The following is a 19192-nucleotide window of genomic DNA, read 5'->3' as shown; positions in this document are numbered from 1 at the left end:
TGTATTTTAAATAGAAAATTTGTCAAAAGTGCTACTTGTGCATACAATTACCTCATTCCATAACAACACACGAATCTTCATTTCGTGATTATCAACTTTTAAAAGAAAGAGAAAGAATTATGCAAGGCAACCAAGCAGTTATTGATTACATGAACGAATTATTGTCTGGTGAGTTGGCTGCTCGCGACCAATATTTTATCCACTCTCGCCTGTACTCTGAATGGGGTTACACCAAACTGTTCGAACGTTTGAACCACGAGATGGAAGAAGAGACCACTCACGCCGAAGACTTCATCCGTCGTATCCTGATGTTGGGCGGTACGCCTAAAATGACCCGTGCCGAACTGAACATTGGTACTGACGTAATCTCTTGCCTGAAAGCAGACTTGAACACTGAATACGAAGTACGCGATGCGCTGAAAAAAGGCATCAAGTTGTGCGAAGAAGCTCAAGACTACGTTACCCGCGATTTGATGATTGCCCAACTGAAAGACACTGAAGAAGATCACGCTCACTGGTTGGAACAACAACTGCGTCTGATCGAATTGGTCGGCGAAGGCAACTACTACCAAAGCCAACTGTAATCTAGCGTATAACATACAAGGAGCTGAATATGAAAGGCGATCGCTTAGTTATCCGCGAATTGAACAAAAACTTAGGCTTGTTGCTGATTACCATTAACCAATACTTCCTGCATGCCCGCATTTTGAAAAACTGGGGCTTTGAAGAATTGGGCGAACACTTCTTCAAACAATCCATCCGCGAAATGAAATCCGCAGACGATTTAATCGAGCGTATTTTGTTCTTGGAAGGCCTGCCTAATCTGCAAGAATTGGGTAAACTGTTGATCGGTGAATCTACCGAAGAAATCATTGCCTGCGATCTGAAAAAAGAGTATGAAAAACATGATGCTCTGGTTGCAGCCATCGCTCTTGCAGAAGAGCAACAAGACTACGTCAGCCGTGATTTGTTGGAAAAACAAAAAGACATCAACGAAGAACACATCGACTGGCTTGAAACTCAGCAGGAATTGATTGGCAAAGTTGGTTTGCCAAACTACCTGCAAACAGCGGCGCAAGAGGACTAAAACACAAACCACTGCCAAATATAGCAGTCCCTGCTCCCATCAACGGCATATCTTTACGGATATGCCGTTTTCTTTTATAGAAATGCTTAAAGGCTGTCTGAATGTTCAGACGGCCTTGATTTTATATCGCTTTCAAACGGTATAGATAAGTAGTTTCCTTGTTTCTGGCAAACGCCAAAGGATCGGATTCATCTATTGCTTTTTTGTGTTGCGGTTTGGTTTTCAAAATATCGACTATATTGAGCGAGGCCGTCTGAAAGCATTGGTTTAGAAAGTCTTTATCGCGCAAATGCAAGTGTTCTGCCAAGTCGGAAATAATCAGCCAAGCTTCGCCGTTTGGATTTAAGTGCTGGCGTACGCCGTTGAGGAACGCAGTCAGCATGGCATGATTGGGGTCGTAAAGGGCAGTCTCAATAGCCGAGGTCGGTTTTGCCGGCAGCCAAGGCGGATTGCAGACGATAAGGTCGGCGCAAGTTTCGGGAAATAAATCAATCGATTGGATGTTGACGGCTTTATCCAAGCCTAGGCGTTCGAGGTTTGCTATGGCGCAGGCAATTGCTTTGGGGTTGGTGTCTGTGGCAATGATGTCGGGTATGCCTCGTTTGGCCAAAATTGCGGCAATAACGCCTGAACCGGTGCCGATGTCAAAGGCCGTCTGAATATTGGGAGCGAGTGGGGCTTGTGTGATTAAATCCAAATACTCGCCGCGCAGTGGAGAGAATACGCCGAAAGGAACATGGATTTTTCCGTCTAGTTGAGGGATATCTATGCCTTTTTTGTGCCATTCGTGTGCACCGATAAAGCCTAGTAATTGATTCAGCGGCAAAAGAAACGGCTTATTGTTTGGTGTGTCGTAAACATCGCATAGAGCGGCGTAGATATCGGGTGCGCGTGCATTGCCCAGTTGAAAATTCGGTTGAATTTCAACGGCAAGCATATTGAGCAAACGGCTTTGTTGCGCCTGTTTCATACGGTGGGCATGAAAGGCTGTCTGAATATCGGCAGGTGCGCCTTTCTTTTTTTCAGACGGCCTGCGGATACGTTTTTTCATTGCAGATAAGACTTGCTTGGCATTGTGAAAATCGCCAGTCCAAACAGTTGCAGTTTGCGCGTGGGCATTTTTTAAGATTTCTGTTGCGCCTGCTTCTTGTATGTAAACCGCCTGCTTGGGTGGCTTTTGTGTACTTTTGTTGCGCCATTCGATGTCGGAGCGGTTGGTAGGGATGGTATGGGGCATAATGTGTTTCAAATCGGGGAAATAGGGGATTAGTTTACTATATTTAGGATGTGTTCGGTTTGAGAGGAGCTTTTAATAGTCCAAATTAGACAAAATGTATAAAAATTTCTCAAGTTTTAAAATTTATACCAATATTTTGATAAAAATAGATTGTCGTTTTGTCTAAAATGAGTATAATGCAAAACTAGAACACAATAATCTTAATCAGATTTGGACAAGGAACATCATGCAATTAGACATTGACCGTTTGGTTGCCTATTTTGGCGGCGTAAACGCGCTGGCCGAAGCCCTGAAACAGCACGACCCGGAAAATGCTGCAACGACGGCGGCTATCTATAAATGGCGTACACGCGGTTCTCTGCCTTTAGCACAGTTGCAAAAACTGACCGCTTTGGCGGAGGCACAAGGCAGACCGCTTGATTTGAATGCTTTTTTACAAAAAAACGAATCTCTGGAGAGAACAGAAATGACACAAACCAACCGCGTTATCATTTTCGATACCACTATGCGCGACGGCGAGCAGTCGCCCGGTGCGTCCATGACCAAAGAGGAGAAAATCCGCATTGCCCGCCAGTTGGAGAAAATGGGCGTGGATGTGATTGAGGCGGGTTTTGCCGCCGCGAGTCCGGGCGATTTTGAATCGGTTAATGCGATTGCCAAAATCATTACTAAATCTACAGTTTGCTCATTGGCGCGTGCCGTTGAAAACGATGTGCGTAAAGCAGGCGAAGCTGTTTCCCCTGCTCCGAAAAAACGTATTCACACTTTTATCGCCACCAGCCCCATCCACATGGAGCACAAACTGAAAATGAAGCCGCAGCAGGTCATCGATGCGGCGGTCAAAGCGGTGAAAATTGCCAAAGAATATACTGACGATGTGGAATTTTCCGCCGAAGACGCCGTGCGTTCGGATTTGGACTTCCTCGCCAAAATCTTTACGGCGGTTATCGAGGCAGGCGCAACCACCATCAATATTCCCGATACTGTCGGCTACTCCATCCCTTCCGTATGGTACGAGCGTATCAGTAACATCATCAAAAGCGTGCCCAACGGCGACAAAGTAGTCTGGTCGACCCACTGCCACAACGACTTGGGTATGGCGGTTGCCAACTCGCTGGCCGCTGTTCAGGCAGGCGTGCGTCAGGTGGAATGTACCATCAACGGCTTGGGCGAACGTGCGGGTAATGCCAGCCTTGAAGAAATCGTGATGGCGTTGAAAGTGCGTCATGATTTGTTTGGCTTGGAAACCGGCATCGATACCACGCAAATCGTGCCGGTATCCAAACTGGTATCTACTATCACCGGCTATCCGATTCAGCCAAACAAAGCAGTAGTCGGCGCAAACGCCTTTGCACACGAATCAGGCATTCATCAGGACGGCGTGTTGAAACACCCTGAAACCTATGAAATCATGACTGCCGAATCAGTCGGCTGGTCAACCAACCGCCTGACTTTGGGTAAACTCTCCGGCCGTAATGCTTTCAAAACCAAGCTGGCAGATTTGGGTATCGAATTGGAAAGTGAAGAGGCGTTGAATGCGGCATTTGCACGCTTCAAAGAGCTGGCGGATAAGAAACGCGAAATCTTTGATGAAGACTTGCACGCTTTGGTGTCTGACGAAATGGGCAATATGAATACTGAAAGCTACAAATTCATTTCCCAAAAAATCAGCACTGAAACCGGCGAAGAACCGCGCGCCGATATTGTGTTCAGTATTCGCGGCGAAGAAAAACACGCTTCCGCTAGCGGATCAGGCCCTGTTGATGCCATCTTCAAAGCCATTGAAAGCGTGGCTCAAAGTGGCGCAACCTTGCAGATTTACTCTGTCAATGCGGTAACTCAAGGTACAGAAAGCCAAGGCGAAACTTCCGTCCGTCTGCAACGTGGCGACCGTGTGGTCAACGGCCAAGGTGCGGATACCGACGTATTGGTGGCAACTGCCAAAGCCTATTTGTCTGCGCTGAGTAAATTGGAATTCGGCCAAGCCAAGCCAAAAGCGCAAGGCAGAGGCATGATTTAATGCTTTGAACAAGTAAAGGCCGTCTGAAATCGTAGTGATATGTTTCAGACGGCCTTTTTTATGTAGTCAAAAAATAGTTTGTTTATTGAAGTTTAAGCAGTCGGTCTTGTTCGACAGACAATACGCCGTTTATTTTTTTGAAATAGGCAATAGTATCTTCAATATTGGTCTTGGAGGACGGACGAATGGCAATACCGTGCAGGTTTTTGTATTCGTAAACCAAAGTTGCACCGGAGATTTTCACTGCTTTTAGCAATGGCGCGGAACCGGTTTGAGCATCATAGAAGATAATCAGATTGCCGGTTGTATCTTGGGTTTGTTGCTGAGATGGAATAGTAGTTGATTGAGCGGGAGTGTTTGGGCTTTGGCAGGCACAAAGCAGGGTGGAGAGTAGGACGAATGCTAGGGTTTTCATGGCATTAATTCAATTTGATAAAACACTAAGGCCGTCTAAACAATCGTAAAACGAAATCAAAGTTTCCCTTTACAACTTTCAGATGGCCTTTGTCAGTCATGCTTCAGGCAATTCCATGGCTAGAACGGTTTGTTCTTGTTTGGCACGGAAAGCTGCCAATTTTTCAGCCAATTCAGGATTTTCATTGGCCAAAAGTGAAATGGCAAACAGCGCTGCATTGGCCGCGCCTGCTTCGCCAATGGCAAATGTGGCAACAGGAACACCTTTGGGCATTTGCACAATCGAAAGCAGGGAGTCTTCGCCGCGCAGATATTTGCTGGGCACGGGAACACCCAAGACGGGCACCGTGGTTTTGGCTGCAACCATGCCTGGCAAATGCGCTGCGCCGCCTGCGCCGGCAATGATGGCTTTGATGCCGCGTTCGCGTGCGGTTTCGGCGTATTCAAACATCAAATCAGGCGTGCGGTGTGCAGAGACGACACGCGCTTCGTATTCAACGCCGAATTCTTTGAGAAATTGTGCTGCCTGCTGCATCACCGGCCAATCGCTGTTGCTGCCCATAATAATGCCGACTTGGATCATGAGGAGTTCCTTTTGCTTGAATGGATTAAGGGTAAAAAAATATTCAGACGGCCTTGGGGATGACAAGGCCGTCTGAACGTTTATCTTTGTTTGAGACTGATGGAAGCGCGTTTTGCCGCTTCGCTGTTGGGGAAGCTTTGTATCAGTTTGCGCCATGTGCTGCGGGCGATGTCTTTTTGTTGCAGTTTGTATTGGCATTGGCCGATGCTGTACATGGCATCGGGAGCTTGCGGGCTGTTGCGGAATCGGTTGGCGTAGCGGTTGCCGATTTCGATAACGGATTCGCAGTTGCCCAGACGCTGTTGGCTTTGCAGAAGTAGATACATATTGCGGCGGGCAATTTCGCTGCCGTTGCCGCCGTCGGCTTCTTTCAAAATGGCTACTGCAGCGGAGAAATTATTGCGCTGATAGTATTTTTGTGCCTGGTTATAAAGGCGCAGCTCGTTTTGTGCGGCTGAGTCTGTTTCAGACGGCACGCCGCCGTCATTGGCCAAATAGTTCATTTTCAGCTTGTGGTCGTCCAAACGCTGGGCTTTGGGTTTGGGAGCCAAAGGGGTTGGGCGTTTGATGGTTCGCTGTTTTTCCAGTGTTTGCAGGCGTTGATTTAATTCTTCAACGGTGCGTTCCAGTCGGGCAATTTGTATGCCCAAGTGGTCAATCTGGGTTTGTTCGTCCAAGCGCGGATAGGGAATATTTTTTTCAGGCAAAGGCTCGCGCGGAATATCCGGCAGGACAAAGTTGGGATTGTCGGCAGGTTGGGGAGGATGGGAAACGGCGCATGATGTGGCCAATAGAGTAAGCGGCAAAAGAAACAGGGAATGTGATAATGTTTTCATCGGATTGTGTCGTTTTATTTTTTTAGTAGCAGTGTCAAACCGTCGCCGATAGGCAGGGTAATGGGAATAATACGTGTATCGTGTGGCAGATTTTGGTTGAAATGGCGCAGGATATCCAAGCTGGGCGGATCGTTTTCGGTAGCTTCATTCATGACACGCCCACCCAGCAAGATATTGTCGATGGCAATCACGCCGCCACTCCGTATCAGTTGCAAACAGCGTTCAAAATATTTTGGCGTAGGCGGTTTGTCGGCATCGATAAGTGCCAAGTCGTAGCTTTCCGATTCGCCTTGCGCAATCAAATCATCCAAAGTCAGCAAAGCCGGTTGCAGATGAAGCGAGATTTTATGCGCTATGCCTGCAGCCTGCCATGTTTCTCGGGCAATATCGGTAAAGGTTACATTAATGTCGCAAGCCGTGATTTTGCCGTCTTCGGGGAGGGAAAGCGCCATGGCGGTGCTGCTGTAACCGGTAAAGACGCCAACTTCCAAATATTTTTTAGCATTCAACAATTTGGCCAACCACACCAACATAGCTGCCTGCTCTCGGGCGATGGCCATCTTTCCCAGACGATGTGATTGGGTACGCTCGCGCAATGCGGTCAAAACGGGATGTTCGGATTGACTGATGCTGTTGAGGTAATGTTGTAATACCGGATCGGTATTGTGGGTGTTGGTCGTCATGCCGATACGGGATTAGTCTTGATAGTAGGTGTAGGGTTTTTTGTTGACTTTGGCCGCTTCAAATTCGGCCTGCTCTGTCGGGTTGAGGGTAACATCCCATAGCAAATGGCGGTTTTCGAGGCGTTGTGCTTCCATTTCGGGATTGTCTTCCATGAGTTTGTCGAGGAATTGGGTAGCTTCGGATTTGTAGTGGTACATGATGTTCTGCCTGAATCGTTGTCAGACTGTCATTATAGCCGATATTTTTTGCCAATACGCTAATTAATCGAACTTCCATAAGGTATAATGGCACGTCTTTTTAGGCCGTCTGAAGCCTTTGCTCAATGTTTTGTCCCTTCTGCGGCAGAATATTGTGCAAAGGCTTAAGCCAGACAAGTTTCAGACGGCCTTTTTTATTGTGAAAAGAGCTGCTTATGTTAAAAAAATGGCTGCATAAAGTGTTGCCTAAAAAACACGTCAAATCATTGCCCGAAAAGGAAATTATCCCGCTTGAGCAACACGGTATCCTCACGGATATGTTGAGCTTTGCCGCGGAGAAAATTGCCAAACGCCTTCATGAAGCCGGTTTTCAGGCTTATGTTGTGGGCGGTGCCGTTCGGGATTTGTTGCTCGGGGTCGAGCCCAAAGACTTTGATATTGCAACCGATGCCACGCCAGAGCAAATCCGCAAAGTATTCCGCCGCAGCCGCATTATCGGCCGCCGCTTCCAAATCGTTCATGTGATGATTGGCCCTGAAACCATTGAAGTGACGACGTTCCGCGGTGGCGATAAGGTTCAGCAAAATGCGCAAGGCCGCATTATGAAGGACAATACTTACGGCAGCATTGAAGAAGATGCCATGCGTCGCGACTTTACTTGCAATGCGCTGTATTACGACCCGATTAAAGAGGAGATTTGGGACTTCCATCAGGGTGTGGCTGATGTTGCCGATAAAAAATTGGTGATGATAGGCGATCCTGCCGAACGCTATCAGGAAGATCCTGTCCGTATTCTTCGCGCCGTCCGATTGTCGGGTAAATTGGGTTTTGAAGTGGAAGAGCAAACCGCTTTGCCGATTGCCGAATACGCAGGCCGTCTGAAAAATGAGCCTGTTGCTCGTCTTTTTGACGAAATTCTGAAAATTCTGTTTTCCGGTTATTCTCGTGCCTGTTTGAAAAGGCTAAACGAGTTGGGTATTCCCGAAGACATCCATCCGCTTTTAGATGCCTTGAAAACTGCTGAAGCAGCCGACAAACGTATGATTATGTTGGCCTTGAAAAATACCGATGAGCGCCTTCGTGCGGATAAGTCCGTTTCCGTCGGTTTTGTATTGGCGGCGGTATTGTGGCCGACACTAAACGCCATTTGGCAACGCAATCAAAGCCATGGTCAAAAACCTGTCCCTGCGTTGATGGATGCGATGAACACCATGCGTGACACAGTGGAGAAAGGTTGGGGCGTACCGCAACGATTTTCTGCAACCATGCGTGAAATCTGGCAATTTCAGCCGCAATTCGACAATATGCGCGGCGCGCGCCCGTATCGTCTGTTGGCGCAAGCCCGTTTCCGAGCCGCTTATGATTTTCTGATTTTGCGTAGTGAGGTTGGCGAGGTTGATAAAGATATGGCTTCTTGGTGGACAACTTTCCAACATGCCGATGAGGAAACCCGTCAGCAAATGACTGCGGCTAATGATCACAAACGTCAGAAACAAAGTGGATCAACTGATGGCAAACCCAAACGTCGCCGCCGTCGTCCGAAAAAGAAAACTACAGAGGCTGAATAAGTTATCAAAATAAATTTAAGGCCGTCTGAAACGATTAAATCTTTTGGGATTTGGTTTTCAGACGGCCTTTTTGTATTCCAATAAAAAACCGCAGGTCTTTCAACCTGCGGTTTGCTTTTATGATTTGTTTTCTTCGCTGTCAAGGAAGCTGCGGAGGCGGTCGCTGCGGGTCGGGTGGCGCAGCTTGCGCAGGGCTTTAGCTTCGATTTGACGGATACGTTCACGGGTTACGTCAAATTGTTTGCCGACTTCTTCCAAAGTGTGGTCGGTATTCATATCAATACCGAAACGCATACGCAAAACTTTGGCTTCGCGCGGCGTCAGGCTTTCAAGGATTTCTTTGGTTACTTCGTGCAGGCTGGTGTACATTGCAGCTTCTGCCGGCGCAACGTTGTTGGCATCCTCGATGAAGTCGCCCAAGTGCGAATCGTCGTCATCGCCAATCGGTGTTTCCATGGAAATCGGCTCTTTGGCGATTTTCATGATTTTGCGGATTTTGTCTTCCGGCATTTCCATTAGTTCGGCCAGTTTGGCGGAATCAGGCTCTTCACCGGTTTCTTGCAGGTATTGGCGCGAGATACGGTTCATTTTGTTGATGGTTTCAATCATGTGAACCGGAATACGGATGGTACGTGCTTGGTCGGCGATGGAACGCGTAATCGCTTGACGGATCCACCATGTGGCGTAAGTCGAGAACTTGTAGCCGCGGCGGTATTCGAATTTGTCCACCGCTTTCATCAGGCCGATATTGCCTTCTTGAATCAAATCCAGGAACTGCAAGCCGCGGTTGGTGTATTTTTTAGCAATGGAAATAACCAAACGCAAGTTGGCCTGAATCATTTCCTGTTTGGCTGCTGAAGTTTCTTTCTCACTCAACACCATGTTTTTGTTGATCTCTTTCAACTCTTCGATGGAAATGCGGGTTTCAGCTTCCATATTTGCCAGCTCGGTTTGTTTTTCGAGGATGGCGTGGCGGAAACGATCCAATGCGTTTGCCCATACACGGCCTTTGGCTACTTCTTCTTCTACCCATTCCAAATCGGTAATGGCTGGCAGGAAGTTTTTGATGAAGTAGTCGCGCTCCATGCGGACGCGGTCGATACAGATGTCGCGGATTTCGCGTTCGAGTTTGCGGATGTTTTCAACGCGGCTGCGCAGGTTGCTGCTCAAATTTTCGATTTGACGTGTGGCAAAACGGACTTCTAACAGTTTGTTGGCAATGGCATCGCGGTGTTTAAGGTAGTTGGCGTGTTGGCTGCCGTGTTTTTCCAACTGTTTAATCATTTTGCCGTATTCGCTCTCGATAAAGGCGAAGTGTTCCAAAACTTTTTGTTTCAGTTCGGCCAAATGGGCGGCGGATATGGCTTCAGAGTCGCCGCCGGAGTCGTCTTCATCTTCCTCGTCGCCATCTTCATCATCGCTATCGGCTTCTCCTTCTTCGTCATCAGGTTTGGCATTTTCCAAATGACCCAGGCCTAATTCGTTCAACAAGACTTCATTAGGATCGATGATGGCTTCAACCACTTCATCCACACGGATTTCATCATTGCGGACTTGTTCGATCAACGCCAGAATTTCGGCAATCGAGCCCGGGCAGGCGGAGATTGCCTGCACCATGTTTTTCAGTGCATTTTCGATTTTTTTAGCGATGATGATTTCGTCTTCACGTGTCAACAGATCGACTTGACCCATTTCACGCATATACATACGCACAGGGTCGGTAGTGCGGCCAAATTCTGAATCTGCGCTGGAGAGTGCTGCTTCGGCTTCTTCAACGGCATCGTCGTCGGTCATGGCGGCGGCGTTGTCGCTCAAGAGGATGTCTTCAGCATCAGGAGCTTGCTCGGTTACTTGGATGCCCAAGCCGGAAATCATGCTGACGATGTTGTCGATTTGCTCGGCGTCGGACATATCGTCGGGCAGCGCGTCGTTAATTTCGGAATAAGTGATGTAGCCGCGTTCTTTACCCATAATAATGAGTTGACGCAGACGGGCGCGCTGCTCTTCGATACTCAAGGGACGGTTGTCATCTTGGTCTTGGTATTCTTCGTAGTTTTGGTTTTTAGACATGGATTGCTCTCTAGGTTGATAGGATGCCGACGGTTTACGGTGATGTGGCCGTACCTGAAGGCGGAGCAGAGCTTTTTGTTGTGAAATCAGATTTCACTTTAATACTCTGAGGCCGTCTGAAAAATATTACAGATGGAGTGTTCTGCGTGTCATGTTTCGCAGCGTGTGTTTAGATTGTTCAGACGGCCTGAGGGGTTAGTTTTGCTTTGCCGTCAAAAGTGACAGCAATAGTCTTTTTTCATTTTCGGTCAAACCAGTTTGAATACTTTTTTGCTTTAAAGTTTCGATTTGACTGTATTTTAATTCATTTAACAACTTTTTCATGCCGATTTGGAAACTTTCGCAATCTTCTTCATTATCCCCTTCCATTTCTTCAGAATGAAGGGTCGATAAAAAGATTTGATTGACGGTTTCCTCATAGGGCGAACCGCGCATATATTCAAGCACTTGTGCGGTTGCAGGAGTCGTATCGTGATGCTTGATGGTTTCGGCCAGATTGGCAAGGCAGGCGAAGTCACCGCTTAAAGCCAGATAATCGGGCAGGTCTATATATGAAGCCCAAGCCGGATTTATCAAGAGGCTGCGTATCTGTCTTTGAACCAGTGTCAGCATGGTTGGCTGTTTGACAGAAATGGGCGGTAGTTTGTAACTTTTTTGTTTGACATACCGCTTTGGCGCTTCTTGTCCGAGTAACTGGGCGAGGTTGTCAGGGTCAATGCCTACGAGCTCGCTGAGTTTTTGTTTCAGAAGATAGCCTAATGCCGGCGCGGTAATCTGAGCCAAGAGCGGAGAACTGGTTTTGACCAATTCTGCTTTGCCTTCTTGTGTATTGAGGTTGAGGCCGTCTGAAAGATGTTCCCAAAAGTATTCCGATAGGGGCTTGCTTTGGTTTAACAAGGCATCTTCAAATTGAGTCTTGCCGTAGGCGCGGATGTAGCTGTCTGGGTCGTGTTCTTCGGGTAGGAAGAGAAAATGCAGCGATTTATCGTCTTTTAATTGTGGCAACGCATTTTCCAGCGCGCGCCAAGCCGCTTTACGTCCCGCGCCGTCGCCATCGAAACAAAAATAAATACTGTCGGCCTGACGCATCAGGATTTTAACGTGTTCCGTCGTGGTTGCCGTACCCAAAGCTGCTACGCCGTAGCCGACGCCGAACTGCGCCAATGCGACCACGTCCATGTAACCTTCGACCACCAAAATCCGTCTAGCCTCTTTTACGGCAGCACGCCCTTCATATAGCCCGTAAAGGTTTTTCCCTTTATCGAACAAAGGAGTATCCGGCGAGTTCAGGTATTTGGGTTTGGAGTCATCCAATACGCGGCCACCAAAGCCGATGACCTGCCCGCGCGGATTACGGATAGGGAACATAATCCGATGGCGAAAGCGGTCGTAATGTTTGCCTTCGTTGTCGATGACCATGCCCGTATCCACCAACGCAGTATTAGGATAGGGTTGGAATACTTGTGCCAAAGGCTGCCAACCGTCAGGCGCATAGCCCAAACCATAATGCGCGATGATTTCCGCACTCAAACCGCGTTTGTCCAAATAAGCCTTCGCCGCCGGATTGAATTTCAACTGTTGCGCGTAAAAATCCGCTGCCGCTGCCGTCGTTTCTTCCAAAGTCTGTTGTTTTTTCTTACGTTCGGCACGGATTTCGGGGTTGTCTTCCTGCCCACGAACTTTAGGTACCGTCATGCCGACGCGATCAGCCAAAAACTGCACCGCCTCCGGAAACGACAGCCCCTGATGTTCCATCACAAAACCAATCGCCGAACCATGAGCCCCGCAACTGAAGCAATGGTAAAACTGCTTAGTCGGGCTGACCGAAAACGACGGTGTCTTTTCCTTATGGAATGGACAGCAGGCCATATAGTTCGCCCCGCCTTTCTTCAGCGGAACCTGCTCGTCGATAATATCGACAATATCGATTTTGGACAAAAGCTCGTCAATGAAATCAGATGGAATCATGGCTCGGCAGAAGAGGATGGACGGAAAATATTTCAGACGGCCTTATAAACAGACAAAGGCCGTCTGAAAATGGAATTTTGGATGAGGATTGAGATGAGTTTTGTATTATAGCAAATAGTTGTAATACATGTGTCTTATCCTTTTGAGGTAGAGTATTAATAATCGTATTTCATTCGTAATTAAGATGGATATGATGTCGTTAAAGCAAAGGCCGTCTGTAAGATATTCAGACGGCCTTTGCTGTTGTCTTATTTTTGCGATTTAGTTGCGCTTTCATGGTATGAATATGATAATGAACACATATTCCAGATTTTAGAAAGCTAGTTTCTTATGAAAGATTTTGCCTGTTTGCTCAATCATCCCGATATTTCCTTTTCTCCGATTTCAGACTGCCTCAAAGTCGGCAATCCGGCAACGGGCGAGACCTTGGCGTTTGTCCGCACGACTCGTTCAGACAGCCTCAAATTGCTGATTCAAAAGGCGGAGGTTGCGCAAAAATTATGGGCGGCAAAAACTGCGTTGGAGCGCGCTGATGTGTTGTGGCGTTGGTATTTTTTGATTAAAGAAAACAAAGAAGAACTGGCGCGTATCATGACGATGGAGCAGGGCAAAAGCCTGACTGAGGCGCGTGGTGAAATTGATTATGCGGCTTCGTTTGTGCGCTGGTTTGCGGAAGAGGCGCGGCGGATTGACGGCGATGTGCTGACAAGTGTGAAAGCGTCACAAAAACTGGTTGTGTTGAAACAGCCTGTCGGCGTTACTGCTGCGATTACGCCGTGGAATTTTCCATCTGCGATGATTGCGCGCAAGGCTGCGCCTGCTTTGGCGGTTGGTTGCGCGATGATAGTCAAACCAGCATCACTCACGCCTTTGAGTGCGTATGCATTAGTCGTTTTGGCTTATGAAGCGGGCGTATCACAGGATTTGTTGCCTGTTGTCAGCGGTAGTGCTTCGGAAATCAGCCATGAATTTGCCACGAATCCGACCGTGCGCAAAATCAGCTTTACCGGTTCAACCGAAGTCGGTGCGAAAATTTTTGCCGATAGCGCGGCAGACATTAAAAAACTCAGTTTGGAGCTGGGTGGTAATGCGCCGTTTATCGTGTTTGACGATGCCGATTTGGACAAAGCCGTCGAAGGTGCGCTGGCCAGCAAGTTCCGCAACAGCGGCCAGACCTGCGTCTGTACCAACCGCGTTTACGCTCAATCAGGTATTTACGACGAATTTTGCCGCAAATTAAGTGAAAAAGTGGCGGCGCTCAAATTGGGCAACGGCTTGGAGGATGGCGTAAACCAAGGGCCGTTGATTGAGGAAAAAGCGGTGGAGAAAGTCGAGCAGCATATCGCCGATGCGCTCTCAAAAGGCGCGGTTTGCCTGACCGGCGGCAAACGCAGCGCATTGGGCGGAACGTTTTTCGAACCGACCGTCTTAAGCGGCGTAACGGTGCAAATGGCGGTAGCTCGCGAAGAAACCTTCGGGCCTTTGTGTCCTGTGTTTCGTTTTGAAACCGAAGCCGAAGTCATCGAGGCCGCGAACAACACAGAATACGGTTTGGCTGCTTACCTTTATACGGCTGATACCGCCCGCCAGTGGCGCGTCGGCGAAGCCTTGGAATACGGAATGGTCGGTATCAATACGGGCTTAATCAGTAATGAAGTGGCACCATTTGGCGGCGTAAAACGCAGCGGTTTGGGACGTGAAGGCAGCAAATATGGTGCGGATGAATATTTGGAATTGAAATATTTGTGCATTGATGTAGCGGAATAAAGCTGCACAGTAAAGGCCGTCTAAAATTTGGTTTTCAGACGGCCTTTTTTAAACGCAGAAAAGGTATTGGGTAATTTTCATATTATGAGAACGAGCTTTATAAAGAAGCAAAACCATAAGAAACAAAGTTGCAAAAAATTTGTCACATGTTTATAAAATTAGTTTGATAACTATTTTATATGTTTTAATTGCATTAGAAGTGTATTCCAAATTTCTGGCAGTAGTTTTTCTTTGAGTGATGGCAGCGAAATTTTGGCACATATATCGGCGGCACAATTAGTTATATACACAAATGTGGGCAAGGCGAGATTGGTTCTTTTTGCTCACACAGTGTGGCTCATATCGATAGCGTGGGAACTTTATCTAGGTTGCAATTTTGGGGTATGATTTTTATAAAAAAGGTGATGTGAATGTTGAAGAAATTTTTAATCCTGTTTTGCGTAGCTTTCACCGGCGCATGCAGTTCCTTTGATAGAGACGGTTTGACAAATGGCTCATATTCTCAAGGGAAACGGCTTGACCCGAATTGTGATCATTATGCTGTCGGCGGTAGTGGTGGCGGTTGTACACCGTCAGGTCAATGGCATCTTAAAGATAAGCAAGGACAAAGAGTGCCATTCTAGCTTTTAAAAATGATTGTAGAACGGGCATTTAATTATTTAGGCCGTCTGAAATTTGGTTTTCAGACGGCCTTTGTTTTAGAGTAGATCCTGGATGGCTGAACGTTCTTCTTCCAATTCGGCCAGTGTGGCGGCGATACGTTTTTGGCTGAATTCATCCGACAAATCCAAGCCTTGGACGATGCGGTAGCTGCCTTCGTCACAAATGACGGGGAAGCCGAAAATCAAACCTTCGGGAATGCCGTAAGAGCCGTCGGATGGAACGCCCATGGTTATCCATTTACCGCTGCTGCCGAGCAACCAGTCGCGCAGGTGGTAGATGGCGGCATTGGCTGCGGAAGCTGCGGATGATGAACCGCGTGCGGCGATAATGGCGGCACCGCGTCCGGCAATTTTCGGCATGAAGACTTCGGTGTTCCAGTCGGGTTCGGTAATCATGTCTTGGACGGACTCGCCATTGCTGGTGGCGTAGCGGTAGTCGGCGTACATGGTCGGGCTATGGTTGCCCCAGACGCACATTTGCTCGATGGAAGTAATCGGGCGGTTGATTTTTTCGGCAATTTGGCTGACAGCGCGGTGATGGTCGAGTCGCATCAGGGCTGTAAAATTTTCCGGCGGGATGTCGGGGGCGGATTTCATGGCGATGTAGGCGTTGGTATTGGCCGGATTGCCGACGACGAGGACTTTAACGTTGCGATTGGCAACTTTGTTCAACGCCGCGCCTTGTACTTTGAAAATTTCGCCATTGGCGTGCAGCAAGTCGGCGCGCTCCATGCCTTGCGTACGCGGGCGCGCTCCAATCAAGAGGGCGATGTCGGCATCTTTGAAGGCGACTTCGGGGTCGTCTGTGGCGAAGATGTCGGCAAGGAGCGGGAAGGCGCAATCCTGCATTTCCATAATCACGCCGCGTAATGCCTGTTGTGCCTGCGGCAAGTCGAGCAGCTGCAGGATAACGGGTTGGTCGCGTCCGAGCATAATGCCGCCGGCGATACGGAAGAGGGTGGCGTAGGCGATTTGGCCTGCCGCGCCGGTAACGGCGATTCGGACGGGTGGCTTGAGGGTCATATTTTTCCTTTTGAAGTCTTTGTTTTACTTGATTTTCGGATTATAGCAGTATTATGGGGAGAATGATGTAGGAAGGCCGTCTGAAATTTGATTTTCAGACGGCCTTGAGTGTTTGAAAAGATTATTCGCCGTTTTTCTTTTCAGCTTGTTCTTCTGCTGCTTCATAGGCTTCGACGATTTTCTGTACCAAAGGATGGCGGACGACGTCTTCGCTGGTGAAGGTGTGGAAATACAGGCCTTCTACATTGCGCAGTTTTTCGCGTGCATCTTTCAAGCCGGATTTGATGTTGCGCGGCAGGTCGATTTGGCTGATGTCGCCGGTAATGACTGCTTTGGCACCGAAGCCGATACGGGTCAGGAACATTTTCATTTGTTCGGGCGTGGTGTTTTGCGCTTCGTCCAGAATCACATACGCGCCGTTGAGCGTGCGCCCGCGCATGTAGGCGAGCGGGGCGATTTCAATCAGGCCTTTTTCCATGAGTTTGGTCACTCGGTCGAAGCCCATCAGGTCGTAGAGCGCGTCGTAGAGCGGTCGCAGGTAGGGATCGACTTTTTGCGCCAAATCGCCCGGCAGGAAGCCTAATTTTTCGCCTGCTTCGACTGCAGGGCGTACCAAAACGATGCGTTCGATTTGGTGTTTTTCCATGGCATCGACGGCGGCGGCAACGGCAAGATAGGTCTTACCCGTACCGGCAGGGCCTAAACCGAACACGACATCGTGGTTGAGCAAGGCGCGTATATAGCCGTTTTGGCGCGGGGTACGGCCGCCGATGCTGCCGCGTTTGGTGCGGAAATAGTATTGTTGGTCGTGGTGTTTTTCTTCGTGTTTTTCATCTGCGGTTTTGGCTTCAACGGCCGCAAGACTGATGGCGTTGTCGTCCAAGTCGCCTTTTTCTGCGGCTTCGGCAAGCGACAGCAAGGCACGACGGCCGGCGTGTGCCAGTTCGCCCATGAAGGTGAAATGTTCGAAGCGGCGGCTGATTTGGATATCAAGGGCTTTGCCTAAGGCTTCGAGATTGCTGTCGAGAGCGCCGCACAGGCGTTGCAACACGGTATTGTCAATTTCTTCAAACTGCAGATGGACGGTGTGGGTCATATCGGTTTCCGTAAATAAATCTAATTTTTCCGTATTATACCCTTGTTCAGACGGCCTGCTTTATAATACGTAGCTTCTTTTTAATAAACCGTTTCAATCAAAATGAATCACACTGCTTCTCCTCAATCGGAATTTCTGCGCGGTATCAAAGAATGTTCCCCCATGCTGATCGGCTTGTTGCCGTGGGCGCTGATTTTGGGTATGCAGGGCGGGCAGAAGGGCATGAGCTGGCTGGAAATGCTGTTGATGACGGGTATGAACTTTGCCGGAGGTTCGGAATTTGCCGCAGTCAATTTGTGGGCAAATCCTTTGCCGATTCTGCTGATTGCAACAGTTACGTTTATGATTAATTCGCGCCATATCCTGATGGGTGCTGCCCTTGCACCGTATATGAGGGATATGCCGCTGAAAAAGGCGATGCCCGCGCTGTTTTTTATGTGTGATGAAAGCTGGGCAATGGCGTTTGCTGAAATTCAAAAGCGTAAGGCGGCAGGTTTGCCTGCATTCAATATGCCGTTTTATGCCGGCGTGTGTTTTATTTTGTATGTAACGTGGATTGGTTTTGCAGCATTTGGCGCGGCAGTCGGCCCGATGTTCGGCGATGTGGCGGCTTGGGGCTTCGGCATGGCGTTTCCTGCGGTGTTTTTGGTGTTGCTGCGCGGTATGTGGAAGAGCTTTGCGGCTTCACGCCCTTGGTTTGTCAGCCTGATTGTGGCGTGCGCAACTTATTTGACCGTGGATGGCGCATGGTATGTTCCGGCCGGAACGTTATCGGGTTTGTTGGCGGCGTATGTGTGGGGAGAGCAAAAATGAAGGATTTGTTGTCGCTGCAATCGTTTTTGCTGTTTTTAAGTATGTTGGCCGTTACCTATTCAACCCGATTAATCGGCTTTTTTGCATTGCGCAACCGTACATTGAGCCGTCGCGTGCAAGTGGTTATGGAGGCTGCGCCGGGCTGCGTGTTGATTTCGGTGATTGCGCCTTATTTTGTGTCGGACAAACCGCATGAGCTGATTGCCATTGCTTTGACGGTATTGGCCGCCAGCCGGTTTTCGATGTTGGTAACGGTATTAATCGGCGTTGGCACTTCGGGCATACTCGGTTATTTGATGAAATAAAAAATTTTCAGACGGCCTTACTTGTTATAATGGCCGTCTGAATTTTTTGATAAAGCAAAAACATGGCAAACCAACGACTCATCTATGGCTTTCATGCCGTCAATGCCCGTTTGTGGCAAAACCCGAAATCGATTACCGAACTCTATATCCAAGAGGGCAAATCCGATGCGCGCACCCGCGATGTATTGGATAAAGCGGCCTCTGAAAACGTGCGCGTACATTTTGCCGATGCCGACCGCCTGAATGCCATCAGCAAAGGGGCGCGCCATCAGGGCGTGGTCGGGTTTATCGACGCTTCCAAAAACCATGTTCATTTGGAAGATGTGTTGGAAAACCTGAGCGAACCACCGTTTTTGCTGGTATTGGACGGTATTACTGATCCGCACAATCTCGGCGCGTGCCTGCGTACCGCCGACGCAATGGGCGTACACGCCGTCATCGCACCAAAAGACAAAAGCGCGGGACTGAACGCCACTGTCAGCAAAGTTGCCTGCGGCGCGGCAGAAACCGTCCCCTACATCACCGTGACCAACCTCGCCCGCACCCTGCGCGAGCTGAAAGAATACGGCATCTGGATCATCGGCACCGACATGGGCGGCAACGCCGACCTCTACCATTGCGACCTGCCCGACAGCGCGGCATGGGTGATGGGCAATGAAGGCGAAGGCATGCGCCGCCTGACGCGCGAACATTGCGACATGCTGGTGTCGATACCCATGTTCGGCACGGTCGAAAGCATGAACGTCTCCGTCAGCGCAGGCATGGTGTTGAGCGAAACGCGCCGTCAACGGGTGTTGAAATCGGAAAAATAAAAAGTTTAATTAAAAGGCCGTCTGAATGTTTTTCAGACGGCCTTTTTCAG

General features: G+C 48.7%; 18 protein-coding genes. 8 read left to right on the top strand and 10 right to left on the bottom strand.

The genetic code is table 11. From position 1 onward, the window contains the following. The first annotated feature begins 119 nt into the window (after positions 1–119). Complete coding sequence (gene bfr / locus ACTHR2_RS05555; RefSeq protein ID WP_004520304.1) at positions 120–584, top strand: bacterioferritin; 465 nt, start codon at positions 120–122, stop codon at positions 582–584. 29 nt (positions 585–613) lie between these two features. After that, positions 614–1087, top strand: a complete 474-nt coding sequence (gene bfr, locus ACTHR2_RS05550) for a bacterioferritin (protein WP_003680736.1) — start codon at positions 614–616, stop codon at positions 1085–1087. A 121-nt stretch (positions 1088–1208) separates the two neighbouring features. On the opposite strand, the gene ACTHR2_RS05545 is transcribed toward bfr (ACTHR2_RS05550), so the two are convergent. Further along, positions 1209–2324 carry a class I SAM-dependent methyltransferase gene (locus ACTHR2_RS05545; RefSeq protein WP_263336578.1) on the bottom strand — a complete coding sequence of 372 codons (1116 nt, stop codon included), beginning with the start codon at positions 2322–2324 and terminating at the stop codon, positions 1209–1211. 226 nt (positions 2325–2550) lie between these two features. On the opposite strand from ACTHR2_RS05545, the gene ACTHR2_RS05540 reads away from it, so the two are divergent. Continuing rightward, positions 2551–4344: a 2-isopropylmalate synthase gene (locus ACTHR2_RS05540; RefSeq protein WP_049330811.1), complete on the top strand. Its 1794-nt coding sequence runs from the start codon at positions 2551–2553 to the stop codon at positions 4342–4344. Between the two features lie 82 nt (positions 4345–4426). Here ACTHR2_RS05540 and ACTHR2_RS05535 read toward each other — a convergent pair whose 3' ends face one another. The 5 genes from ACTHR2_RS05535 to ACTHR2_RS05515 all read right to left on the bottom strand — a co-directional run bounded on the left by ACTHR2_RS05535 (position 4427) and on the right by ACTHR2_RS05515 (position 7058). After that, a complete protein-coding gene (locus tag ACTHR2_RS05535) occupies positions 4427–4759 on the bottom strand; it encodes a hypothetical protein (protein ID WP_263336573.1) in 333 nt (110 codons plus the stop codon). 96 nt (positions 4760–4855) lie between these two features. Beyond that, a complete protein-coding gene (gene purE / locus ACTHR2_RS05530) occupies positions 4856–5341 on the bottom strand; it encodes a 5-(carboxyamino)imidazole ribonucleotide mutase (protein WP_003686478.1) in 486 nt (161 codons plus the stop codon). 80 nt (positions 5342–5421) lie between these two features. Next, entirely contained in the window at positions 5422–6177 is a 756-nt protein-coding gene (locus ACTHR2_RS05525; RefSeq protein ID WP_107723331.1) for a tetratricopeptide repeat protein, read from the bottom strand. Positions 6178–6191: 14 nt separating this feature from the next. Then, positions 6192–6860 carry a class I SAM-dependent methyltransferase gene (locus ACTHR2_RS05520; protein WP_263336566.1) on the bottom strand — a complete coding sequence of 223 codons (669 nt, stop codon included), beginning with the start codon at positions 6858–6860 and terminating at the stop codon, positions 6192–6194. Between the two features lie 12 nt (positions 6861–6872). Beyond that, positions 6873–7058 carry a DUF3460 family protein gene (locus ACTHR2_RS05515; RefSeq protein WP_003680728.1) on the bottom strand — a complete coding sequence of 62 codons (186 nt, stop codon included), beginning with the start codon at positions 7056–7058 and terminating at the stop codon, positions 6873–6875. A 215-nt stretch (positions 7059–7273) separates the two neighbouring features. On the opposite strand from ACTHR2_RS05515, the gene ACTHR2_RS05510 reads away from it, so the two are divergent. Continuing rightward, positions 7274–8626 (top strand): polynucleotide adenylyltransferase PcnB, encoded by a 1353-nt coding sequence (locus ACTHR2_RS05510; RefSeq protein ID WP_263336560.1) that lies wholly within the window; start codon positions 7274–7276, stop codon positions 8624–8626. A 117-nt stretch (positions 8627–8743) separates the two neighbouring features. On the opposite strand, the gene rpoD is transcribed toward ACTHR2_RS05510, so the two are convergent. Beyond that, positions 8744–10696 carry an RNA polymerase sigma factor RpoD gene (gene rpoD / locus ACTHR2_RS05505; protein WP_150537799.1) on the bottom strand — a complete coding sequence of 651 codons (1953 nt, stop codon included), beginning with the start codon at positions 10694–10696 and terminating at the stop codon, positions 8744–8746. Between the two features lie 195 nt (positions 10697–10891). Continuing rightward, positions 10892–12664 (bottom strand): DNA primase, encoded by a 1773-nt coding sequence (gene dnaG / locus ACTHR2_RS05500; protein WP_263336554.1) that lies wholly within the window; start codon positions 12662–12664, stop codon positions 10892–10894. Positions 12665–12994: 330 nt separating this feature from the next. Between dnaG and ACTHR2_RS05495 the strand changes: the two genes are divergently transcribed. Then, entirely contained in the window at positions 12995–14431 is a 1437-nt protein-coding gene (locus tag ACTHR2_RS05495; protein ID WP_263336551.1) for an NAD-dependent succinate-semialdehyde dehydrogenase, read from the top strand. Between the two features lie 698 nt (positions 14432–15129). On the opposite strand, the gene ACTHR2_RS05490 is transcribed toward ACTHR2_RS05495, so the two are convergent. Both ACTHR2_RS05490 and ACTHR2_RS05485 read right to left on the bottom strand, forming a co-directional pair. Further along, positions 15130–16116 (bottom strand): malate dehydrogenase, encoded by a 987-nt coding sequence (locus tag ACTHR2_RS05490; RefSeq protein WP_003680720.1) that lies wholly within the window; start codon positions 16114–16116, stop codon positions 15130–15132. Between the two features lie 121 nt (positions 16117–16237). Beyond that, positions 16238–17212 (bottom strand): PhoH family protein, encoded by a 975-nt coding sequence (locus tag ACTHR2_RS05485; protein ID WP_049328513.1) that lies wholly within the window; start codon positions 17210–17212, stop codon positions 16238–16240. Positions 17213–17314: 102 nt separating this feature from the next. Between ACTHR2_RS05485 and ACTHR2_RS05480 the strand changes: the two genes are divergently transcribed. From ACTHR2_RS05480 to rlmB, 3 genes are all read left to right on the top strand, one after another. Then, positions 17315–18025, top strand: coding sequence for an AzlC family ABC transporter permease (locus tag ACTHR2_RS05480; protein WP_440375458.1), 711 nt, complete (start codon positions 17315–17317; stop codon positions 18023–18025). Next, complete coding sequence (locus ACTHR2_RS05475) at positions 18022–18330, top strand: AzlD family protein (protein WP_440375457.1); 309 nt, start codon at positions 18022–18024, stop codon at positions 18328–18330. Before ACTHR2_RS05480 ends, ACTHR2_RS05475 begins: the two co-directional genes overlap by 4 nt. A gap of 62 nt (positions 18331–18392) precedes the next feature. Next, positions 18393–19142: a 23S rRNA (guanosine(2251)-2'-O)-methyltransferase RlmB gene (gene rlmB, locus ACTHR2_RS05470; protein WP_440375456.1), complete on the top strand. Its 750-nt coding sequence runs from the start codon at positions 18393–18395 to the stop codon at positions 19140–19142. The last annotated feature ends 50 nt before the right edge of the window (positions 19143–19192 follow it).

It is taken from the genome of Neisseria sp. P0006.S004, assembly GCF_051963015.1.
Taxonomy (GTDB): Bacteria; Pseudomonadota; Gammaproteobacteria; order Burkholderiales; family Neisseriaceae; genus Neisseria.
The sequence above is the reverse complement of the archived record's forward strand: the minus strand, read 5'-3'. Positions and strand labels throughout refer to the sequence as shown.